Below are 14,561 nucleotides of genomic sequence, written 5' to 3' on the forward strand. Positions count from 1 at the left end.
GCTGTATGGAAGCCTTACTGGAAATCGATAATATCGAGGTGGTCTACAACAAGTCGGTACAGGTTCTTCGGGGCCTGTCGCTGCGGGTGCCGGAGGGCGCCATTGTGGCGCTCCTCGGTTCCAATGGTGCGGGCAAATCCACCACGCTGAAGAGCGTCTCCGGCCTGCTGACCCTGGAAGACGGGGAGGTGACCGCCGGGGAAGTACGTTTCCGGGGCAGGGATGTAAAGGGTACGCCTCCCGAAAAACTGGTGCGTAACGGACTCTTCCATGTCATGGAAGGCCGCCGTGTCTTTGAAGACCTCACGGTGGAGGAGAACCTGGTTGCCGCCACCTACGCACTCAGTGGCAGCAAGCCCTCGTTGAGTGACAGCTACGAGTTGGTCTATGACTATTTCCCGCGCCTGAGGGAACGCCGCAAGCAGTTGGCGGGTTACCTCTCCGGTGGCGAACAGCAGATGCTGGCTCTGGGCCGGGCGCTGATTGCCCAGCCGGACCTGATCATGCTTGATGAGCCCTCCCTGGGCCTGGCACCGCTGCTGGTGGAAGAGATTTTTACCATCGTGGCGCGGATCAACCGTGAACAGGGCACCGCGATTCTTCTGGTGGAGCAGAATGCGGCCGTGTCTCTGGCGATTGCCTCATACGGTTACATCATGGAGAACGGCAAAATCGTGATCGACGGGCCGGCAGACAAGCTCACGGCGAACGAGGACGTTCAGGAGTTCTACCTGGGTGTGGGTGGCAAGGAAGGTGAAGCCCGCAGTTACCGTGATATCAAGCACTATAAACGCCGTAAACGGTGGCTGTCATGACAACACCTTCCCTACCTGATCTGACCCTGACCCAGATGCTGCGGGCCCATGCTCAAGAGCGGCCGGATGCCCTGGCCCTGCGTCAGAAAGACTTCGGTATCTGGCAGGCTTATTCCTGGCGGGACTACTACAATCGCGCCCGGCATTTTGGTCTTGGCCTCCGCGCCATGGGGTTGGAGGAGGGCGGCCATGTGGCCATCATCTCGGAAAATCGGGTGGAGTGGGTGATTGCCCAGATGGGTATTGGCATGGTTCGGGGCATCTGTGTTGGGGTGTACCCGACCAGTCCCTGGAATGAAGTGGCCTACGTTCTCGAACACAGCGATGCAAGCATTGTGGTGTGTGAGGATCAGGAGCAGACCGACAAGGTGCTGGAAGCCTGGCCCCAACTGCCCCAATTGAAGCACACCATTGCCATTGATATGAAAGGCCTTCGCTACTATCCAGAGCCCCCGGCGGCGTTCGAGGACATTGAGGCCAGAGGCCGGGAGTATGAAAAAGACCATCCCGGACTGGTGGATGAATTGCTGGATGGCCAGCGGATGGATGACACCGCACTGATGATCTACACCTCCGGTTCCACCGGACGGCCGAAGGGCGCGATGATCAGTTGGGGCAATCTTCACGCTGCCGCTCCCGGTCTTATTGAATTGCTGCAGGCGGACGATCGCGGTTCTAGCCTTTCCTACCTGCCTCTGTGCCATGTGGCGGAGCAGGCGGTAACCAACATTGCGCCGGTTTACGCAGGCAGCTCCGTCAGCTTTGGCGAGAGCCTGCGGACCGTTCAGGAGGATTTGCGGGAAATTGCGCCGACCTTTTTCCTGGGCGTGCCCAGAATCTGGGAGAAGCTGCACTCCGCCATCTATATCAAGGTCCAGGAAACAGGGCGTTTCCGCCGGGCATTGTTCGATTGGGCCATCCGCGCGTGTTCGCCTATGGCGACCAAATCCCGGGCGCAGTGGAGCCTGAAAGAAAAAGGCCTGTACAGCCTCAGTTACTGGCTGGTGTTCCGGGCCCTGCAGAATTTCATTGGCCTGCGCCGATGTACCATCGCGATGACCGGAGCGGCCCCCATTTCCACCGGGATTCTGGAATTCTTCCGGACCATTGGTGTTCCGCTGCTGGAAGTCTATGGCCAGACGGAAAGTACCGGCGTGGCAACCGCACAGCCGGTGGATGACGTGAAGCTGGGAACCGTGGGTGTCGCGATCGCCGGCGTTGAGGTCAAACTCGGTGATCAGAACGAGATCATTATGCGCGGTGGCAGCATGTTCAAGGGCTACTACAAGAGCGACGCGGCGACTGCTTCTACCCTGAAAGACGGCTGGCTGCATACCGGCGACGTAGGCGAGTGGCGGAATGGCCAGCTCAAGATTGTCGACCGGCTGAAAGACATCATGATCACCGCCGGCGGCAAGAACCTGTCGCCGACGGAGATTGAGAACACCATCAAGGCCAGCCCCTATATCAAGGAATGCATTGTGATCGGTGAGGCCCGGAAATACGTTTCCGCCCTGATACAGATCGATTTTGACACGGTGGCCAAGTGGGCCGAACAGCAACGGATTGCCTATACCACCTTCCGCAGCCTGACAGAACAGCAGCGGGTGAACGAACTGATCCAGGCCGAGGTGAGCAGGGGTAATGATCAGTTACCCCAAGTGGCACAGATCAAGCGTTTCCACCTGCTCACCAAAGAGCTCGACCATGACGACGATGAAGTGACAGCCACCATGAAGGTGCGCAGAAGCAACATCTATGAGAAGTATACGGATGTGATCGAGTCACTTTACGTTTGAACAAACCCGCGCTCTGCGACATGCCTCCAGCGCCTTGAGGGCGTCGATTTTCAGTGGGAGATTGAGCGCCCACTGAATATCCGTCCTCTCGAAGCCGATGTCCGCCAGCATCTCGTCATCTTCCTTCAGCAAAGGCAGGAACAGGCGACGAAAATGGTGCCTGCGCCGGAAGATTCTGACCCAGAACTCAACCGTTGCCATGAACGCCAGTGGCGGGGTGGCCGGCATGTAAAGCTCCAGCTCCGGGGGCTTGGCGGGGGCGTCTGGACGAAGCTGGGGGCGGCGAAAATCCTGATAATGGCTCATCGTTTCAATCTCCAGTTCAGTCATCAGTATGGGTGCCCTCGCGTGTTTGCGGGGGCATGGTTATCAGCATGCAACGTCACCTTTGATCAAACAAACGAAAAGATTTAACATCTGAGTTAAGAAAAATTGAAAGGTGGCTTATGAACAGTACCGAACTTGCGCCTAACCGCGAGGTTGGCCCGCTACTGGATACCGACGTATTGAGAACCTTCGTGGCCATTGCCGAGAGTGGAAGTTTCACCCGGGCCGCGAAGCAGGTTTTTCGCACCCCTTCGGCCCTGAGCATGCAGATCAAACGGCTCGAGGAAATTCTCGGTCATGTACTTTTTGTGCGCGAAGCCCGTCGCGTCCGGCTGACGCCCGAGGGAGAAGTGCTACTGGGGTATGGCCGGCGACTGCTGCGATTGAACGAGGAGGCTATCCGGCAGTTCCTCTCTCCCGTTTTGGAAGGCCGGGTCAGTTTGGGCACTTCAGACGATGTGGGCAGCCGTATCCTGCCGGGCGTACTGGCGCAGTTCGCGCGCTCGTATCCGGCGGTTCAGGTGGATGTCGTGGTTGGCTCCAGTCAGCAGAACCTGGACCGGCTCGATGCGGGAGAGCTGGATATGGTGCTGGTCACCATTGGCAATGAGGGGCAGGAGCGACGCGGTGAAGTTGTACACACCGAACCGTTGGTGTGGGCCGGCCGCGAAGGGGGTGTCGCTGCCAACCGGTCACCCCTGCCGGTGGCGCTTGCCAGCCATGGTTGCGTATGGCGCCGGGCAGCGCTGACGGCCCTGGATGACGCCCATATTTCCTATCGGGTTGCCTACACCTGCGATAATTGCTTCGGCCAGGAAGCGGCGATGTTGTCGGACCTGGCGGTTGCACCGTTCCCCGTCAGCCTGGTGCGCCCGCCGCTACGAAAACTCGACCGGGAAGGGCTGCCGGCGCTGGCGGAGTATCAGATTGCACTGGTGCGAAGTGGCAGCAACCCGGTCAACGACGCGCTGGCGGGGCATGTGAAGGATGCGTTTCTGGATTGGAGATGATCTCCGGAGATCTCTTGGTCTCAAGATGGTCATATCGATAAACATGTAATGTAATTGCTTCTTACAGTTCGTTGCCTTAACTGTACCTTAAGCTACTTATTTCCCCGATGGGTTGAGCATATATTGAGCAATGTGCTGCTTCATCCATCAGGGAGAGAATGTCATGTTTGGGCGCCATCGTATTGTGGAATTGACGGATCAGTTAACGGTCTCCAGGGGCGAACAGGAGAGGATTCAGCAAACCCTGAATGCCATTGCCTCCCAGATCGGGTATATCGAGTTCAGCCCTTCGGGAATTGTAGAGTCTGCCAATGATATCCTGCTATCCATTGTCGGGTACGAGCGCCAGGAGGTCATTGGCAAGCACCACCGGGCGCTGTGTGACTCAAGCTATACGGCGTCGTTGGAATACCAGCACTTCTGGGAGGATCTCGGGCGCGGTATCAAGAAACAGGGCACATTCCCCCGCTTTGCCAAGGATGGTCGGCGTGTCTGGCTGGAGGCCACCTATTTTCCCGTCACCGATGAGGACGGGAAAATCTTCAAGGTCATCAAACTGGCAACAGACGCGACTGCCGCCCAGGACAAAGTGGCGGATGATACCGCCATGCTTGATGCCCTCGACCGCTACATGGCCGTCATCAAGTTCACGCCCGACGGCACGATACTGGAGGCCAACGAGAACTTCCTGGCCACCACCGGCTACGCCAAGGACGAGATCATCCATCAGCACCACAGGATGTTCTGCTTTGATGATTTCTATCGCGATAACCCTGACTTCTGGAAGCGGTTGGCCCGTGGTGAGAGTTTTTCAGGGCAGTTTGAGCGCAGGGACAGGAACGGCAAGAGTATCTGGCTGGAAGCCACCTACAGCCCTGTTCTGGATGCTGGCGGGCAGGTATACAAGGTGATCAAATTCGCCTCGGACATTACCGCGCGGGTGAACAACGCCCGCGAGGCAGCCGACGTGGCTGCCGCCACTTCCGAGGAGACCTCACAGATTGCGGCTGAAGCTACCCGTGCCCTCAACCTTGCGGTGGAAACCTCGGCATCGGCTCTGGCTGAGGTGGCCAGCGCCACGGAGGTAAGCCGGGATCTGGAAACCCAGGCCGAGCAGATTGGCAGTATTGTCAGCACCATTCGCTCTGTGGCTGAGCAGACCAACCTGTTGGCCCTGAACGCTGCCATCGAAGCCGCCCGTGCCGGCGAAATGGGGCGGGGGTTCGCAGTGGTAGCCGACGAGGTACGTAAACTGGCGGCAAAGACCGCTGAATCCCTGGAAGAAATTTCCACGGTAGTGGGCAAGAACAGCCACTTGATCGAGTCCCTGCGCGCGAATATGGACGGGGTGTCAACGCTTTCACGCCGCAGCTCGGATGAAATCTCCGGCATTGCTACCGGTATTCAGCAGGTGGAAAAGGGCATGACGGATCTGGCGGCGGTGGTGGCGCGGTTGAGTAATGAGCAGTAAACAAAAATGCCCCTACGCGAGGGGCAGAAGGTCAAAACGATAATGCCGTGTGGAGCGGTGCCGGGCCAGGTATGTGAAGGAAACGTTCCTGGATCTGAGATGATGCAGCTGGTTAACGCAGGGCCTGGATCACTTCCTCAATCTGCAGGCGGATGCTTTGAAGTCCACCTCCGGACAGGTACCACAGCCCCGGCGACAGGATCGTTACATCGGGCTTGTCCATGCCGGCCGCCTCCAGTTGACCAACCAACGTGGCCTTTTCCAACCCCGGCTGGCCGATGGACGCGCTGCGATCCACTACCAGCACGGCATCCGGCGCCATGGCGGCAATCACCTCGGGTGTCAGCGGCGTGAAGGTACGGGGTCCTCGGGTGAAGGTTTCCGTACCCTCGGGAATCTCCGGTGATGAAAGCCCCAACAGGTCGGCAACCACCGGTTCGTGCCTCAGGCCGTATTTGCCGTCATTGTGGGTGATTACCAGCACTTGCGGCGAACCTTCGATGGTCTGCTTTTGCGTTTCCGCGTAATGCCAGAGCCCGTCCAGGGCCTTTTCGGCACGATTGGTTGCGTTGAATCGGGCGGCCAGTTCCAGCACCCGGGTGTTAACGCCTTCCGCGAAATCACTCTCGGGCAGACCGACGTTCACAACCTCAATGCCCTCCGCCACGTCATCAAGCATGTCGCCCTGGCGACCGGTGATCAGCACCAGGTCCGGTTTGAGGTTGCCGATGACCTCAAGGTCCGGCGATTTCAGGCCGCCGGCGTCAGGGTAGTCGTCACTGGCGTACTTTGACAGGTAGCCCGGCAGGCTCTGCTTGGGAACGGCGAGGACATGGTCGCCGAGATCGAGGGCCTCGAGGGTATCCAGGCTGCCGTGGTTGAAACTGATGACGCCGGGGCTGGCATTGCTGGCGATTGCAGTGGCGGGAAGTGCCAGGGTGGCGCCTATGGTGGCCGCAAGGGCCATGCGTTTAATGAGCGTCATGGAGTCTCCTGATGCATTTTCTCAGATGGGAATGAGTATCATGCACAAAAGGCTACCACGGTGTTTCGGGAAAGTGTTTGCACGCGTCGTTCCGGAAAATGCAACGCTTTGCAGGCTTCACGCTGCCCGTCGGTTACACCAGGCGGAGGGCAGGGATTCCCGCAAATGTGCCAAGAAGGCCCGGGTGCGTCTTGGCAGGCTGCCGTAAGGATAGAGCAGCCAGATGGACAGCGATGGCCCCTGCCATTCCGGCAGGCACAGTTCCAGGGTTCCCGGGTGGGCCTGCAGGCGGCGCTCCACCATCCAGTGGGGCATCAGCCCGAGGCCGCTTTGGCGGACAATGGCGTCGCCCTGCAGGCAGAACTGGTCGAACCGCAGGCAAGAGGCCGCTGGTTGCAGGGGATAACTGCCGTGGACACTGTGGTGAAGGGTGAGTGGCCGCGCTCCCTCACGCTGGCCCAGCAGGTCCACCCAAGTGTGGTGTTGCAGGTCTCCGGGAGTCTGCGGCCGCCCCCGCTTTTCGAGATACTCGGGGTGGCCGTATATGCCCTGGCTCAGTGAGCCCAGTCGCTCCTGGCGCAGCCGGTTCTCCCCGGGCTCGCCGAGCCACAGGCAGATGCCGTCCGTCTGGTCGTCCGGTGTCTCTGTCTGGGTGTGCACCCGGACGTTGACGTTGCTATGCCGTGCCAGGAATGTTTCCACTACCTGCGCAAACCAGCCCCGGATAAACGCCTCATGGGAGCGCAGCACCAATTCGCCCGTAATCACCTCGTGCAACTCGTTCAGCGCCTCCGACCCCTGTCTGGCCAGGCCCAGTATCTCGTCGCAGTAGCGGTAGAACACGTGCCCGGCTTCGTTGGGGATCAACTGGTTGGATTCCCGCCGGAGCAGGGATTGCCCCACGCCCGCTTCCAACTGCCGGATTCGACGGCTGAGTGTGGATTTGGGCAGGTTCAGTTCACGAGCGGTCAGGCTCAGGCTGCCGGAGCGGACTACAGCGGCGAAGGCTTCGAGTTCTTTCAGGTCATACATGACGGGAGGGTTCCACTTTTTGCAACAACGCGTACCAGAGTATCACCTTATTAAAGCTAATGCGAAGTATTATCATTCTCGCACTTTTTAAGCCAGATAAGGTGCACCCATGAGCGACTCATTCCCCGTTTTCCGCAGATGCCTGGCACGGCCAACGGCAGTGCTGGCCGTGTCCCTCAGCGCGATGCCATTGTTGGCCGAGGAGCCGCACGAGCTTAATGAGCTGGTGGTCAGTGCCACCGGTTACGAGCAGGAACTGACGGATGCACCGGCGTCCATCAGTGTCATTAACCGGGAAAAGATCGAGCGTGGCGCTTACAAGGACATTACCGATGTACTCCGTGATGTGCCCGGGGTGATTGTGACCGGGGGCGGTGCCGGCGACAACGGTGCTGATATCACCATGCGGGGCATGCCGGCTTCCTATACGCTCCTGCTGGTGGACGGTAAGCGGGTATCCAGCCGGGAAAGCCGCCCCAACGGCAGTGCGGGTTTTGAACAGGACTGGTTGCCCCCGATGGGAGCGATCGAGCGGATTGAAGTGATTCGCGGGCCTATGTCGACCCTCTACGGTTCCGACGCCATTGGCGGTGTAATCAACGTGATCACCCGCAAGGTTCCCGAGTCTTGGAGCGGTGAGCTCCAACTAGATACCGTCCTGCAGGAAAACCAGGACTCCGGCAATATTTTCCAGACCAATTTCCACGTAGGCGGTCCGCTGGTGTCCGATCTGCTCGGCCTGCAGATATATGGCCGGCAATACAACCGTGAGGAAGACCGGATTATCAATGGCTTCGAGGAAAAGGAATTGCAGAGCGTGACCGGCCGCCTATCCTTCACCCCCAACCAGGACCACGACATCGTGCTGGAATCCGGTATCGTGGATCAGCGCCGGCGTTCGTTTGTGGGTGTGTCCGGGCCCGTGGATGGCTGCCGCGGTGGTTGTACGGATTCCGACAGCAGTCACTTCCGCGAATATTACGCTCTCTCTCATACCGGACGCTGGCAGCTGGGAACCACGAACTCTTACGTTCAGCAGGAGTCGGTGAAGAACGAAGGCCGTCAGATGGAAATCACAAACACGACTGCCAAGAGCAGTCTGGTGGTGCTACTGGGTAACCATATGGTGACCGTCGGCGCGAGTTATGAAAAGGAGGCGCTGGACGACCAAACGTCGAACCAGATATCGGACCTGACAGAGGTGGAAGGCGACAAGTGGGCGTTTTTCACCGAAGACGAATGGATGCTGACCGAGGATTTCGCTCTTACCGGCGGAGCTCGACTGGATGAAGACGAGAACTACGGTAGTCATGTCAGTCCACGGCTATACGGCGTTTGGCAGATGGCGTCGCGCTGGACACTGAAAGGCGGTGTTTCAACCGGTTTCCGTTCACCAAACCTGCGTGAAACGGTACCTAACTGGGGGCAGACCAGCCGTGGTGGCGATGTCTATGGCAACCCGGACCTGGAACCGGAAACATCCCTCAACAAGGAAATGTCCGTTCACTATACGGTTCCCGGCGGGATGCGTGGCAATGTGACCGTATTCCACAACGACTTCGAGGACAAGATTACGCGGATTGCCTGCCCGATCGACATCTGTGACGCCGGCCCTAACCAGTTTGGTTCCGACCCCACCTACCGCGTCAACGTGGATGAGGCCGTCACCCAGGGCGTGGAAGTGGGCTTTAACAGCCCGATTGGCACAGCACTGGAAGCCAGCGCCAGCTACACCTATACCGACTCTGAGCAGAAGAGCGGCGAATATGAGGGAGAGCCGCTGACTCAACTGCCGGAACACCTGGCAACGCTGTCACTGAACTGGTTCCCGACCGACCGGCTCTCGCCCTGGATCAAGGCCACCTATCGTGGCAAGGAAAGCCAACCTAACACCGGCCCCTCCCAGGATGCCCTGATTGCACCGTCCTACACCATCCTGGACACCGGCCTGGGCTACCAGTTAACCGATAACGCCCAGATCAAGGCAGGGGTATACAACCTGTTTGACAAGGAAATTACCGACGAAGAGTACGGCCTGGTTGAGGACGGTCGCCGTTACTGGCTGGCCCTGAATATCGGCTTCTGAATTTTTTAAACACCTTTTGCGGAGAACTGATGACCATGACCAATCTCTACCGCCCACTGATGCGCCTGATGACCATGGCGGCCTGCATTGCCGTCCTGGGCCTGGCAACACGGCTGGCCGACGCGGATCCTCGCTCCATCGAGACGAAGTATGGCCCCGTGCAAGTCGATGGCACGCCAACGCGAATCGTCACATTGTATGAGGGTGCCCTGGATGCGGCGATTGCCTCCGGTGCCAAGCCGGTAGGAGCGATCATCACCCGGGGTGGCACCTCGGTAGCGGAATACATCCAGCCCCTGGCTGGCGATATCCAGATTGTGGGCACACCCGGCGAGACCAATATGGAAGCGGTGATCGCCCTACAACCGGATCTCATCCTGGCCTCCGCGCGGACCAACCAGCAACAGTATGAACTGCTGTCGGCCATCGCCCCCACGGTGGTGCCGGATGTGACGCCGTACCAGAGCGATTCCTGGATTCAGGAAACCCGGCTGTTCGCCAGGGCGCTGGGAAGGGAAGCGCAGGGCGAGGCCGCCATCCGCAAGGTGAGGGACCGTATCGCTGAGGTTTCTAAGCAGGTTAGCGCCAATGTGCCGGAAGGCGAGCGTAATGCCTCCGTGGTTCGCTGGATGCCCCAGGGCGCGCTGGTGATGGCCTCGGGTATCTTCTCGGCCACCCTGGTGGAGAGTGTCGGTTTTGACGTCAACGACAGTGACCTGGTGAAGGAAGGACGGCCTCATAGCCATCCCCTGAGCGAGGAAAACCTGTCTATGATCGATCAGAGCTGGCTGTTCCTGGCGACCTTGAACGCCGATGGCCAGGAAGCTCTGGAAGCTGCCAGGCGATCCCCGGCTTTCAACCGCCTGCAGGCCGTTGAGAGCGGGCAGGTGGTGCCGGTGGATGGTCAGATATGGACCAGTGCCTCCGGTCCCCTGGCCGCCGGCGAGATCCTGGACACCCTTGAAGCGGCAGTTGGCAGATAGATTCCTTGACCACGGTTTTGCATACACAGATAGCCTTGCCCCATAGCCTTCGTACGAAGGCTTTTGGGTTTTCCGTACTGGTGATGGCGATCATCAGTCTGGCGAGCCTTGTGTTAGGTGCCGGGCCCGTGGCGCCCGGAGATGCCCTGGCGGTGTTGGTGGGCGAGGGCAGTGAGGAAGCCCGGTTCGTACTTATGGAACTGCGCCTACCCCGGCTGGCGGTGGGAGTCACTACCGGTCTGGCTCTTGGCGTGGCTGGCGCCCTGCTGCAGGCGATGACCCGTAATCCGTTGGCGGAACCGGGGCTGCTCGGTGTCAGCGCCGGCAGCGCCTTTGCGGTGTCGCTGGCGATCTTGCTTGGGGCGAGCACGGTCACACTGACAACCCTGGTGGCCCAGGCCGGTGCCCTGGGCGGTTGCTCCCTGGTGATTGCCGCATCGCGGATGAAAGGGCTGGGTAATGATCCGATCCGTCTGGTGCTGGCGGGCGCCACCCTGTCCGGTCTGCTGCTGGCCATGACCTCCCTGCTCATGTTGGTGGACCAGCGGGCCGCGGATGAGATTCGCTTCTGGGTCACCGGCAGCATTGCCGGCCGGCAGTGGTCGCAACTGACTACGGCCCTGCCTTCGCTGTTGCTGGCGGGAGCAATGGTGGTGGCGGTGGCGCAACCCCTGGCTTCTCTGACGCTGGGTGAAAGGGTGGCCGCCGGTCTGGGCAACCATCCGGGCCGAATCCGCTTGCTGGTGGTGCTTGCCGTGGCGTTGTTGGTGGGTGGAGCAACGGCTTTGGCCGGGCCTTTGGTCTTCGTGGGTCTGGTAGTGCCGTTCCTGGCCCGCGCACTGGCCGGCGCGGACATTCGCAAGACCTTGTGGCTTTGCCTGCCCCTCGGCCCTTCCGTGGTGCTGCTGGCGGATACGGTATCCCGGTTGTTAGCGGCGCCCGCTGAATTGCCACTGGGGGTGGTCACCGCCTTGATCGGTGCACCGGTGCTGTTGGCTATTGTCCGAGCCCGGAGGATGCCCACACTATGAGAAGCCCAATGTTGTTCAACCGGTCCGCCTCCTGCACCCCGCCTCCCGGCTATTGGCAATGTCTGTTGCCGGGGAAGGGAGAGGGTTTGGGGCGCAACCTGCTGTTCAACCGCCGGGCAACGCTGGTCAATCTGGCGTTGATGTTCGGTTTGGCGCTGTGCGGGATCACCAGTCTTTCCCTCGGCACCGTTAACCTGGAAATCCAACAGGTGCTGCAAGCATTGATGGGGAACGGGGACCCGGTGAGTCGTTTCGTCATCGGGGAACTTCGGCTGCCACGGCTGCTGGCGGCGACATTGACGGGTGCCGGTTTCGCGCTGGCGGGTTGCCTGATGCAGACCCTGGCCCGCAATCGCCTGGCAACGCCGGGCATCATCGGCATCGATAACGCCGCCACGGCCTTTGCGGTGGCTTCCGTTGTCGGAACCGGTATCAGCGTGGCACCCCCGATGATGGCGCTGGCCGGTGCTGCTACGGCAACCGCGCTGGCCTTCGGCCTGTCTGGCGCCAGCGGCACCCGGGGTTATCGCTTTATCATTACCGGCCTGGGTATCGGTGCCATTGCCGGTGCCATGACCCAGTTCATGCTCAGCCGTGTGGCCATAGACGATGCCAATGCCGCCTATCCCTGGACGGTGGGTAGCCTGAACGCCCGGGACCCCTTGGCCACGCAGATTCTGGCAGGTGGTTGTCTGTTGGCCTGGCCCCTGTGCCTGATGCTCGCCCGCGGGCTGACAACGCTCCAGCTCCCGGATGCCGTTGCTATTGGCCTGGGCCGGCGCCCTGGGCGTATCCGGGCGGGCTGCCTGGTGGTGTCGGTGCTGCTGACCGGGCTGGCGGTGGCCGTGGCCGGCCCCGTCGGGATGGTGGCGCTGATTGCCCCGGAGTTTGCGCGGGCGCTTAACCGCGCCGGCTATGTGCCGCTGCTGGCTTCGGCGCTGATCGGAGCTATCGTGATGGTGTTGGCGGACCTGGCGGGGCGAGTGATGCTGTCGCCCCTTGAGGTGCCGGTAGGCATTGTCACCGCGCTCGCCGGCAGCCCCTACCTGCTGTGGATTTTATTGAAACGACCTTCCGGACACCTGCAATGACCGATAATGCATTCGCCGACATAAGCCCAGAGACGAAAGTCGACCGCCTGGCCGCGACAGAGCTGGCCATGGCCCATGGCCACCATCGGGTCATCGACGCGCTGAACCTGTCGCTCCCCAATGGTAAGGTCACGGCCATCGTTGGCCCCAACGGCTGCGGAAAATCCACCCTGCTCAATGGCCTGGCGCGGATTCATCGGCCTCGCGCCGGTGCCGTGTTGCTCGATGGCCGGGATATCCTGACACGGCCGTCCCGCGAGGTGGCCCGCAAGCTGGCGCTGCTGCCCCAGGAAACCTCGGCACCGGAAGGTATGACCGTGCTCGACCTGATCCGCTTCGGCCGCCAGCCCCACCAGGACTGGCTCAGGCAGTGGTCCCCGGAGGACCAGGCGGCGGTGCAACAGGCCCTGGAAGCGGCAGATATGGCCGAGCTTGCGGACCGGGCGCTGGACACGTTGTCCGGAGGGCAGCGCCAGCGGGCCTGGATTGCCATGAGCATTGCCCAGCAAACTCCGCTGCTGTTGCTGGATGAACCCACCTCGGCGCTGGACCTTGGTCACCAGGTGGAAGTGTTTGAACTGATCCGCAACCTGGCCGGGGCCGGCAAGACCATCGCCATGGTGGTGCATGATCTTGTCAGCGCCTGTCGCTACGCTGACTACCTGGTGGCCATGAAGGAAGGGGAGATTGTTGCCGAAGGCCGTCCCGCAGAGGTGGTGACGCCGGAACTGCTCCGGTCCCTCTATCACATCACCTGCGAACTGATGGAAGACCCAATCACTGGCGCACCCTTGCTGGTTAATATCCAGCGTGCGCCGGAGTCCCGATAAACCTGACCACACCGGCCACCAGGCCGGTGTCCGTAAATAAGGAAAACCCTATGAAAACACGCACCGCTCATGTGTTGACGCCCAACGCCGACCGCTATATTGCCCGCCTGTGTCGACATTTCAGCCACAAGGTTCCGGCAAGCTGGGAAAAACAGCAGGGTGAAATCCGGTTTCCCATGGGCACCTGCCATTTGCATGCTTCGGATACAACGCTGCGACTGCGATCAGACGCGAACGACAACAACAATCTGGAGCAACTCTGTCAGGTGGTTGGATCCCACCTGGAGCGTTTCGCGGCCGGTGCAAAAGAGGCGGAAGAATTGACCGTCGTCTGGGGCGAGACCAGCGACTCTGGAACCGAAGGAGAGGCCACCAATGGATAATCGGATACAGGCCGTTCTCGATGTGTACCACGACCGGATCAATGAGGAGAGAACGCAGCCGCGTACAGAGCCACCGGGTGGTCGCGATGGCGGCCAGGACATGCGCATGCGAGCCGTGGGGTCAAAAACCGGGGAACTGCTTAACATACTGGCCAGGAGCCTTGAAGCCCCCCGCATACTGGAAATTGGTACCTCCTTCGGATACTCCGGCATTTGGCTGGGAGAGGCGGCGCGGGCTAGTGGTGGCCGGCTGATCACCATGGAAATGCACGAGTATAAGTCGCGGTATGCGCAGAAAATGGCTGCGGAGGCCGGGCTGGCGGACTTCATCGACTTCCAGGTGGGCGATGCGGTGGCCCTGATTGAGCAACTGCAGGGTGGCGTGGATTTCGTTCTGCTGGACCTGTGGAAGGACCTCTACGTACCCTGCCTTGAGGCTTTCTATCCGAAGCTTAACCCGGGTGCGATCGTAGTCGCGGACAACATGATTCGCCCTGCCAATACGGGTGTGGAAGCATACGCCAGGGCAATCCGTGCCAAACCGGGTATCAGTAGTGTCATGTTGCCGGTGGGCAGTGGGCTGGAAATCAGCCGCTTGGCGACTGCGGGAGAGTGAAGACCACGATTGCCAGCAAAGCGTAAAGGTTACGTAAAATCGCTGGCAGGCCATACTACGCCACCGCGTTATTCCCCATAATCCACCTGAACTTTCCAGACT

Annotated in this window: 13 protein-coding genes and 2 pseudogenes; 12 read left to right on the forward strand and 3 right to left on the reverse strand. The window is 60.2% G+C overall.

Going from position 1 to position 14,561, the window contains the following annotated elements; translation table 11 throughout:
- Positions 1-5: 5 nt before the first annotated feature.
- Together AAGD24_RS02400 and AAGD24_RS02405 are read left to right on the forward strand one after the other, a co-directional pair.
- The gene (locus AAGD24_RS02400; RefSeq protein WP_036202733.1) at positions 6-815 is read left to right on the forward strand and encodes an ABC transporter ATP-binding protein; all 810 of its coding nucleotides are present in this window, start codon (positions 6-8) and stop codon (positions 813-815) included.
- Positions 812-2,614, forward strand: a complete 1,803-nt coding sequence (locus tag AAGD24_RS02405; protein ID WP_085681785.1) for a long-chain fatty acid--CoA ligase — start codon at positions 812-814, stop codon at positions 2,612-2,614. The genes AAGD24_RS02400 and AAGD24_RS02405 overlap by 4 nt, the downstream gene beginning before the upstream one ends.
- On the opposite strand, the gene AAGD24_RS02410 is transcribed toward AAGD24_RS02405, so the two are convergent.
- Entirely contained in the window at positions 2,600-2,944 is a 345-nt protein-coding gene (locus AAGD24_RS02410; protein WP_085681784.1) for a DUF1127 domain-containing protein, read from the reverse strand. The genes AAGD24_RS02405 and AAGD24_RS02410 overlap by 15 nt on opposite strands.
- A 116-nt stretch (positions 2,945-3,060) precedes the next feature.
- Here AAGD24_RS02410 and AAGD24_RS02415 point away from each other — a divergent pair, with 116 nt between their 5' ends.
- From AAGD24_RS02415 to AAGD24_RS02425, 3 genes and pseudogenes are all read left to right on the forward strand, one after another.
- Positions 3,061-3,951: a LysR family transcriptional regulator gene (locus AAGD24_RS02415; RefSeq protein WP_075195350.1), complete on the forward strand. Its 891-nt coding sequence runs from the start codon at positions 3,061-3,063 to the stop codon at positions 3,949-3,951.
- A 163-nt stretch (positions 3,952-4,114) separates the two neighbouring features.
- Positions 4,115-4,846, forward strand: a pseudogene (locus AAGD24_RS02420) (PAS domain-containing protein); the annotation flags it as partial.
- 204 nt (positions 4,847-5,050) lie between these two features.
- Positions 5,051-5,422, forward strand: a pseudogene (locus AAGD24_RS02425) (methyl-accepting chemotaxis protein); the annotation flags it as partial.
- Positions 5,423-5,534: 112 nt separating this feature from the next.
- On the opposite strand, the gene AAGD24_RS02430 reads toward AAGD24_RS02425, so the two are convergent.
- The gene (locus AAGD24_RS02430) at positions 5,535-6,407 is read right to left on the reverse strand and encodes an ABC transporter substrate-binding protein (RefSeq protein WP_228210303.1); all 873 of its coding nucleotides are present in this window, start codon (positions 6,405-6,407) and stop codon (positions 5,535-5,537) included.
- A 117-nt stretch (positions 6,408-6,524) separates the two neighbouring features.
- Positions 6,525-7,439: a LysR family transcriptional regulator gene (locus AAGD24_RS02435; protein ID WP_228210304.1), complete on the reverse strand. Its 915-nt coding sequence runs from the start codon at positions 7,437-7,439 to the stop codon at positions 6,525-6,527.
- Between the two features lie 109 nt (positions 7,440-7,548).
- Between AAGD24_RS02435 and AAGD24_RS02440 the strand changes: the two genes are divergently transcribed.
- From AAGD24_RS02440 to AAGD24_RS02470, 7 genes are read left to right on the forward strand one after another with little or no spacing between them, the layout of a single operon-like run.
- Entirely contained in the window at positions 7,549-9,525 is a 1,977-nt protein-coding gene (locus tag AAGD24_RS02440) for a ligand-gated channel protein (RefSeq protein WP_305937526.1), read from the forward strand.
- A gap of 29 nt (positions 9,526-9,554) precedes the next feature.
- On the forward strand, positions 9,555-10,508 hold the full coding sequence (locus tag AAGD24_RS02445; protein ID WP_228210306.1) for an iron-siderophore ABC transporter substrate-binding protein: 954 nt from the start codon (positions 9,555-9,557) through the stop codon (positions 10,506-10,508).
- Between the two features lie 5 nt (positions 10,509-10,513).
- The gene (locus AAGD24_RS02450) at positions 10,514-11,539 is read left to right on the forward strand and encodes an iron ABC transporter permease (RefSeq protein ID WP_305937525.1); all 1,026 of its coding nucleotides are present in this window, start codon (positions 10,514-10,516) and stop codon (positions 11,537-11,539) included.
- A gap of 8 nt (positions 11,540-11,547) precedes the next feature.
- On the forward strand, positions 11,548-12,630 hold the full coding sequence (locus AAGD24_RS02455; RefSeq protein WP_228210308.1) for an iron chelate uptake ABC transporter family permease subunit: 1,083 nt from the start codon (positions 11,548-11,550) through the stop codon (positions 12,628-12,630).
- Positions 12,627-13,460, forward strand: a complete 834-nt coding sequence (locus AAGD24_RS02460; protein ID WP_228210309.1) for an ABC transporter ATP-binding protein — start codon at positions 12,627-12,629, stop codon at positions 13,458-13,460. The genes AAGD24_RS02455 and AAGD24_RS02460 overlap by 4 nt, the downstream gene beginning before the upstream one ends.
- Before the next feature lie 50 nt (positions 13,461-13,510).
- A complete protein-coding gene (locus tag AAGD24_RS02465) occupies positions 13,511-13,843 on the forward strand; it encodes a DUF2218 domain-containing protein (RefSeq protein WP_228210310.1) in 333 nt (110 codons plus the stop codon).
- A complete protein-coding gene (locus AAGD24_RS02470) occupies positions 13,836-14,459 on the forward strand; it encodes an O-methyltransferase (protein ID WP_228210311.1) in 624 nt (207 codons plus the stop codon). Before AAGD24_RS02465 ends, AAGD24_RS02470 begins: the two co-directional genes overlap by 8 nt.
- Positions 14,460-14,561 lie beyond the last annotated feature (102 nt).

The sequence above is a fragment of the Marinobacter sp. M5B genome (assembly GCF_042604615.1).
GTDB lineage: Bacteria > Pseudomonadota > Gammaproteobacteria > Pseudomonadales > Oleiphilaceae > Marinobacter > Marinobacter salarius.

Bases quoted from the DNA above. Each gene is read 5' to 3' on its own strand.
- AAGD24_RS02465 (WP_228210310.1), top strand. From the start codon at position 13,511: ATGAAAACACGCACCGCTCATGTGTTGACGCCCAACGCCGACCGCTAT.
- AAGD24_RS02410 (WP_085681784.1), bottom strand. From the start codon at position 2,944: ATGACTGAACTGGAGATTGAAACGATGAGCCATTATCAGGATTTTCGC.
- AAGD24_RS02455 (WP_228210308.1), top strand. From the start codon at position 11,548: ATGTTGTTCAACCGGTCCGCCTCCTGCACCCCGCCTCCCGGCTATTGG.
- AAGD24_RS02400 (WP_036202733.1), top strand. From the start codon at position 6: ATGGAAGCCTTACTGGAAATCGATAATATCGAGGTGGTCTACAACAAG.
- AAGD24_RS02405 (WP_085681785.1), top strand. From the start codon at position 812: ATGACAACACCTTCCCTACCTGATCTGACCCTGACCCAGATGCTGCGG.
- AAGD24_RS02415 (WP_075195350.1), top strand. From the start codon at position 3,061: ATGAACAGTACCGAACTTGCGCCTAACCGCGAGGTTGGCCCGCTACTG.
- AAGD24_RS02435 (WP_228210304.1), bottom strand. From the start codon at position 7,439: ATGTATGACCTGAAAGAACTCGAAGCCTTCGCCGCTGTAGTCCGCTCC.
- AAGD24_RS02430 (WP_228210303.1), bottom strand. From the start codon at position 6,407: ATGACGCTCATTAAACGCATGGCCCTTGCGGCCACCATAGGCGCCACC.
- AAGD24_RS02470 (WP_228210311.1), top strand. From the start codon at position 13,836: ATGGATAATCGGATACAGGCCGTTCTCGATGTGTACCACGACCGGATC.
- AAGD24_RS02460 (WP_228210309.1), top strand. From the start codon at position 12,627: ATGACCGATAATGCATTCGCCGACATAAGCCCAGAGACGAAAGTCGAC.
- AAGD24_RS02440 (WP_305937526.1), top strand. From the start codon at position 7,549: ATGAGCGACTCATTCCCCGTTTTCCGCAGATGCCTGGCACGGCCAACG.
- AAGD24_RS02445 (WP_228210306.1), top strand. From the start codon at position 9,555: ATGACCATGACCAATCTCTACCGCCCACTGATGCGCCTGATGACCATG.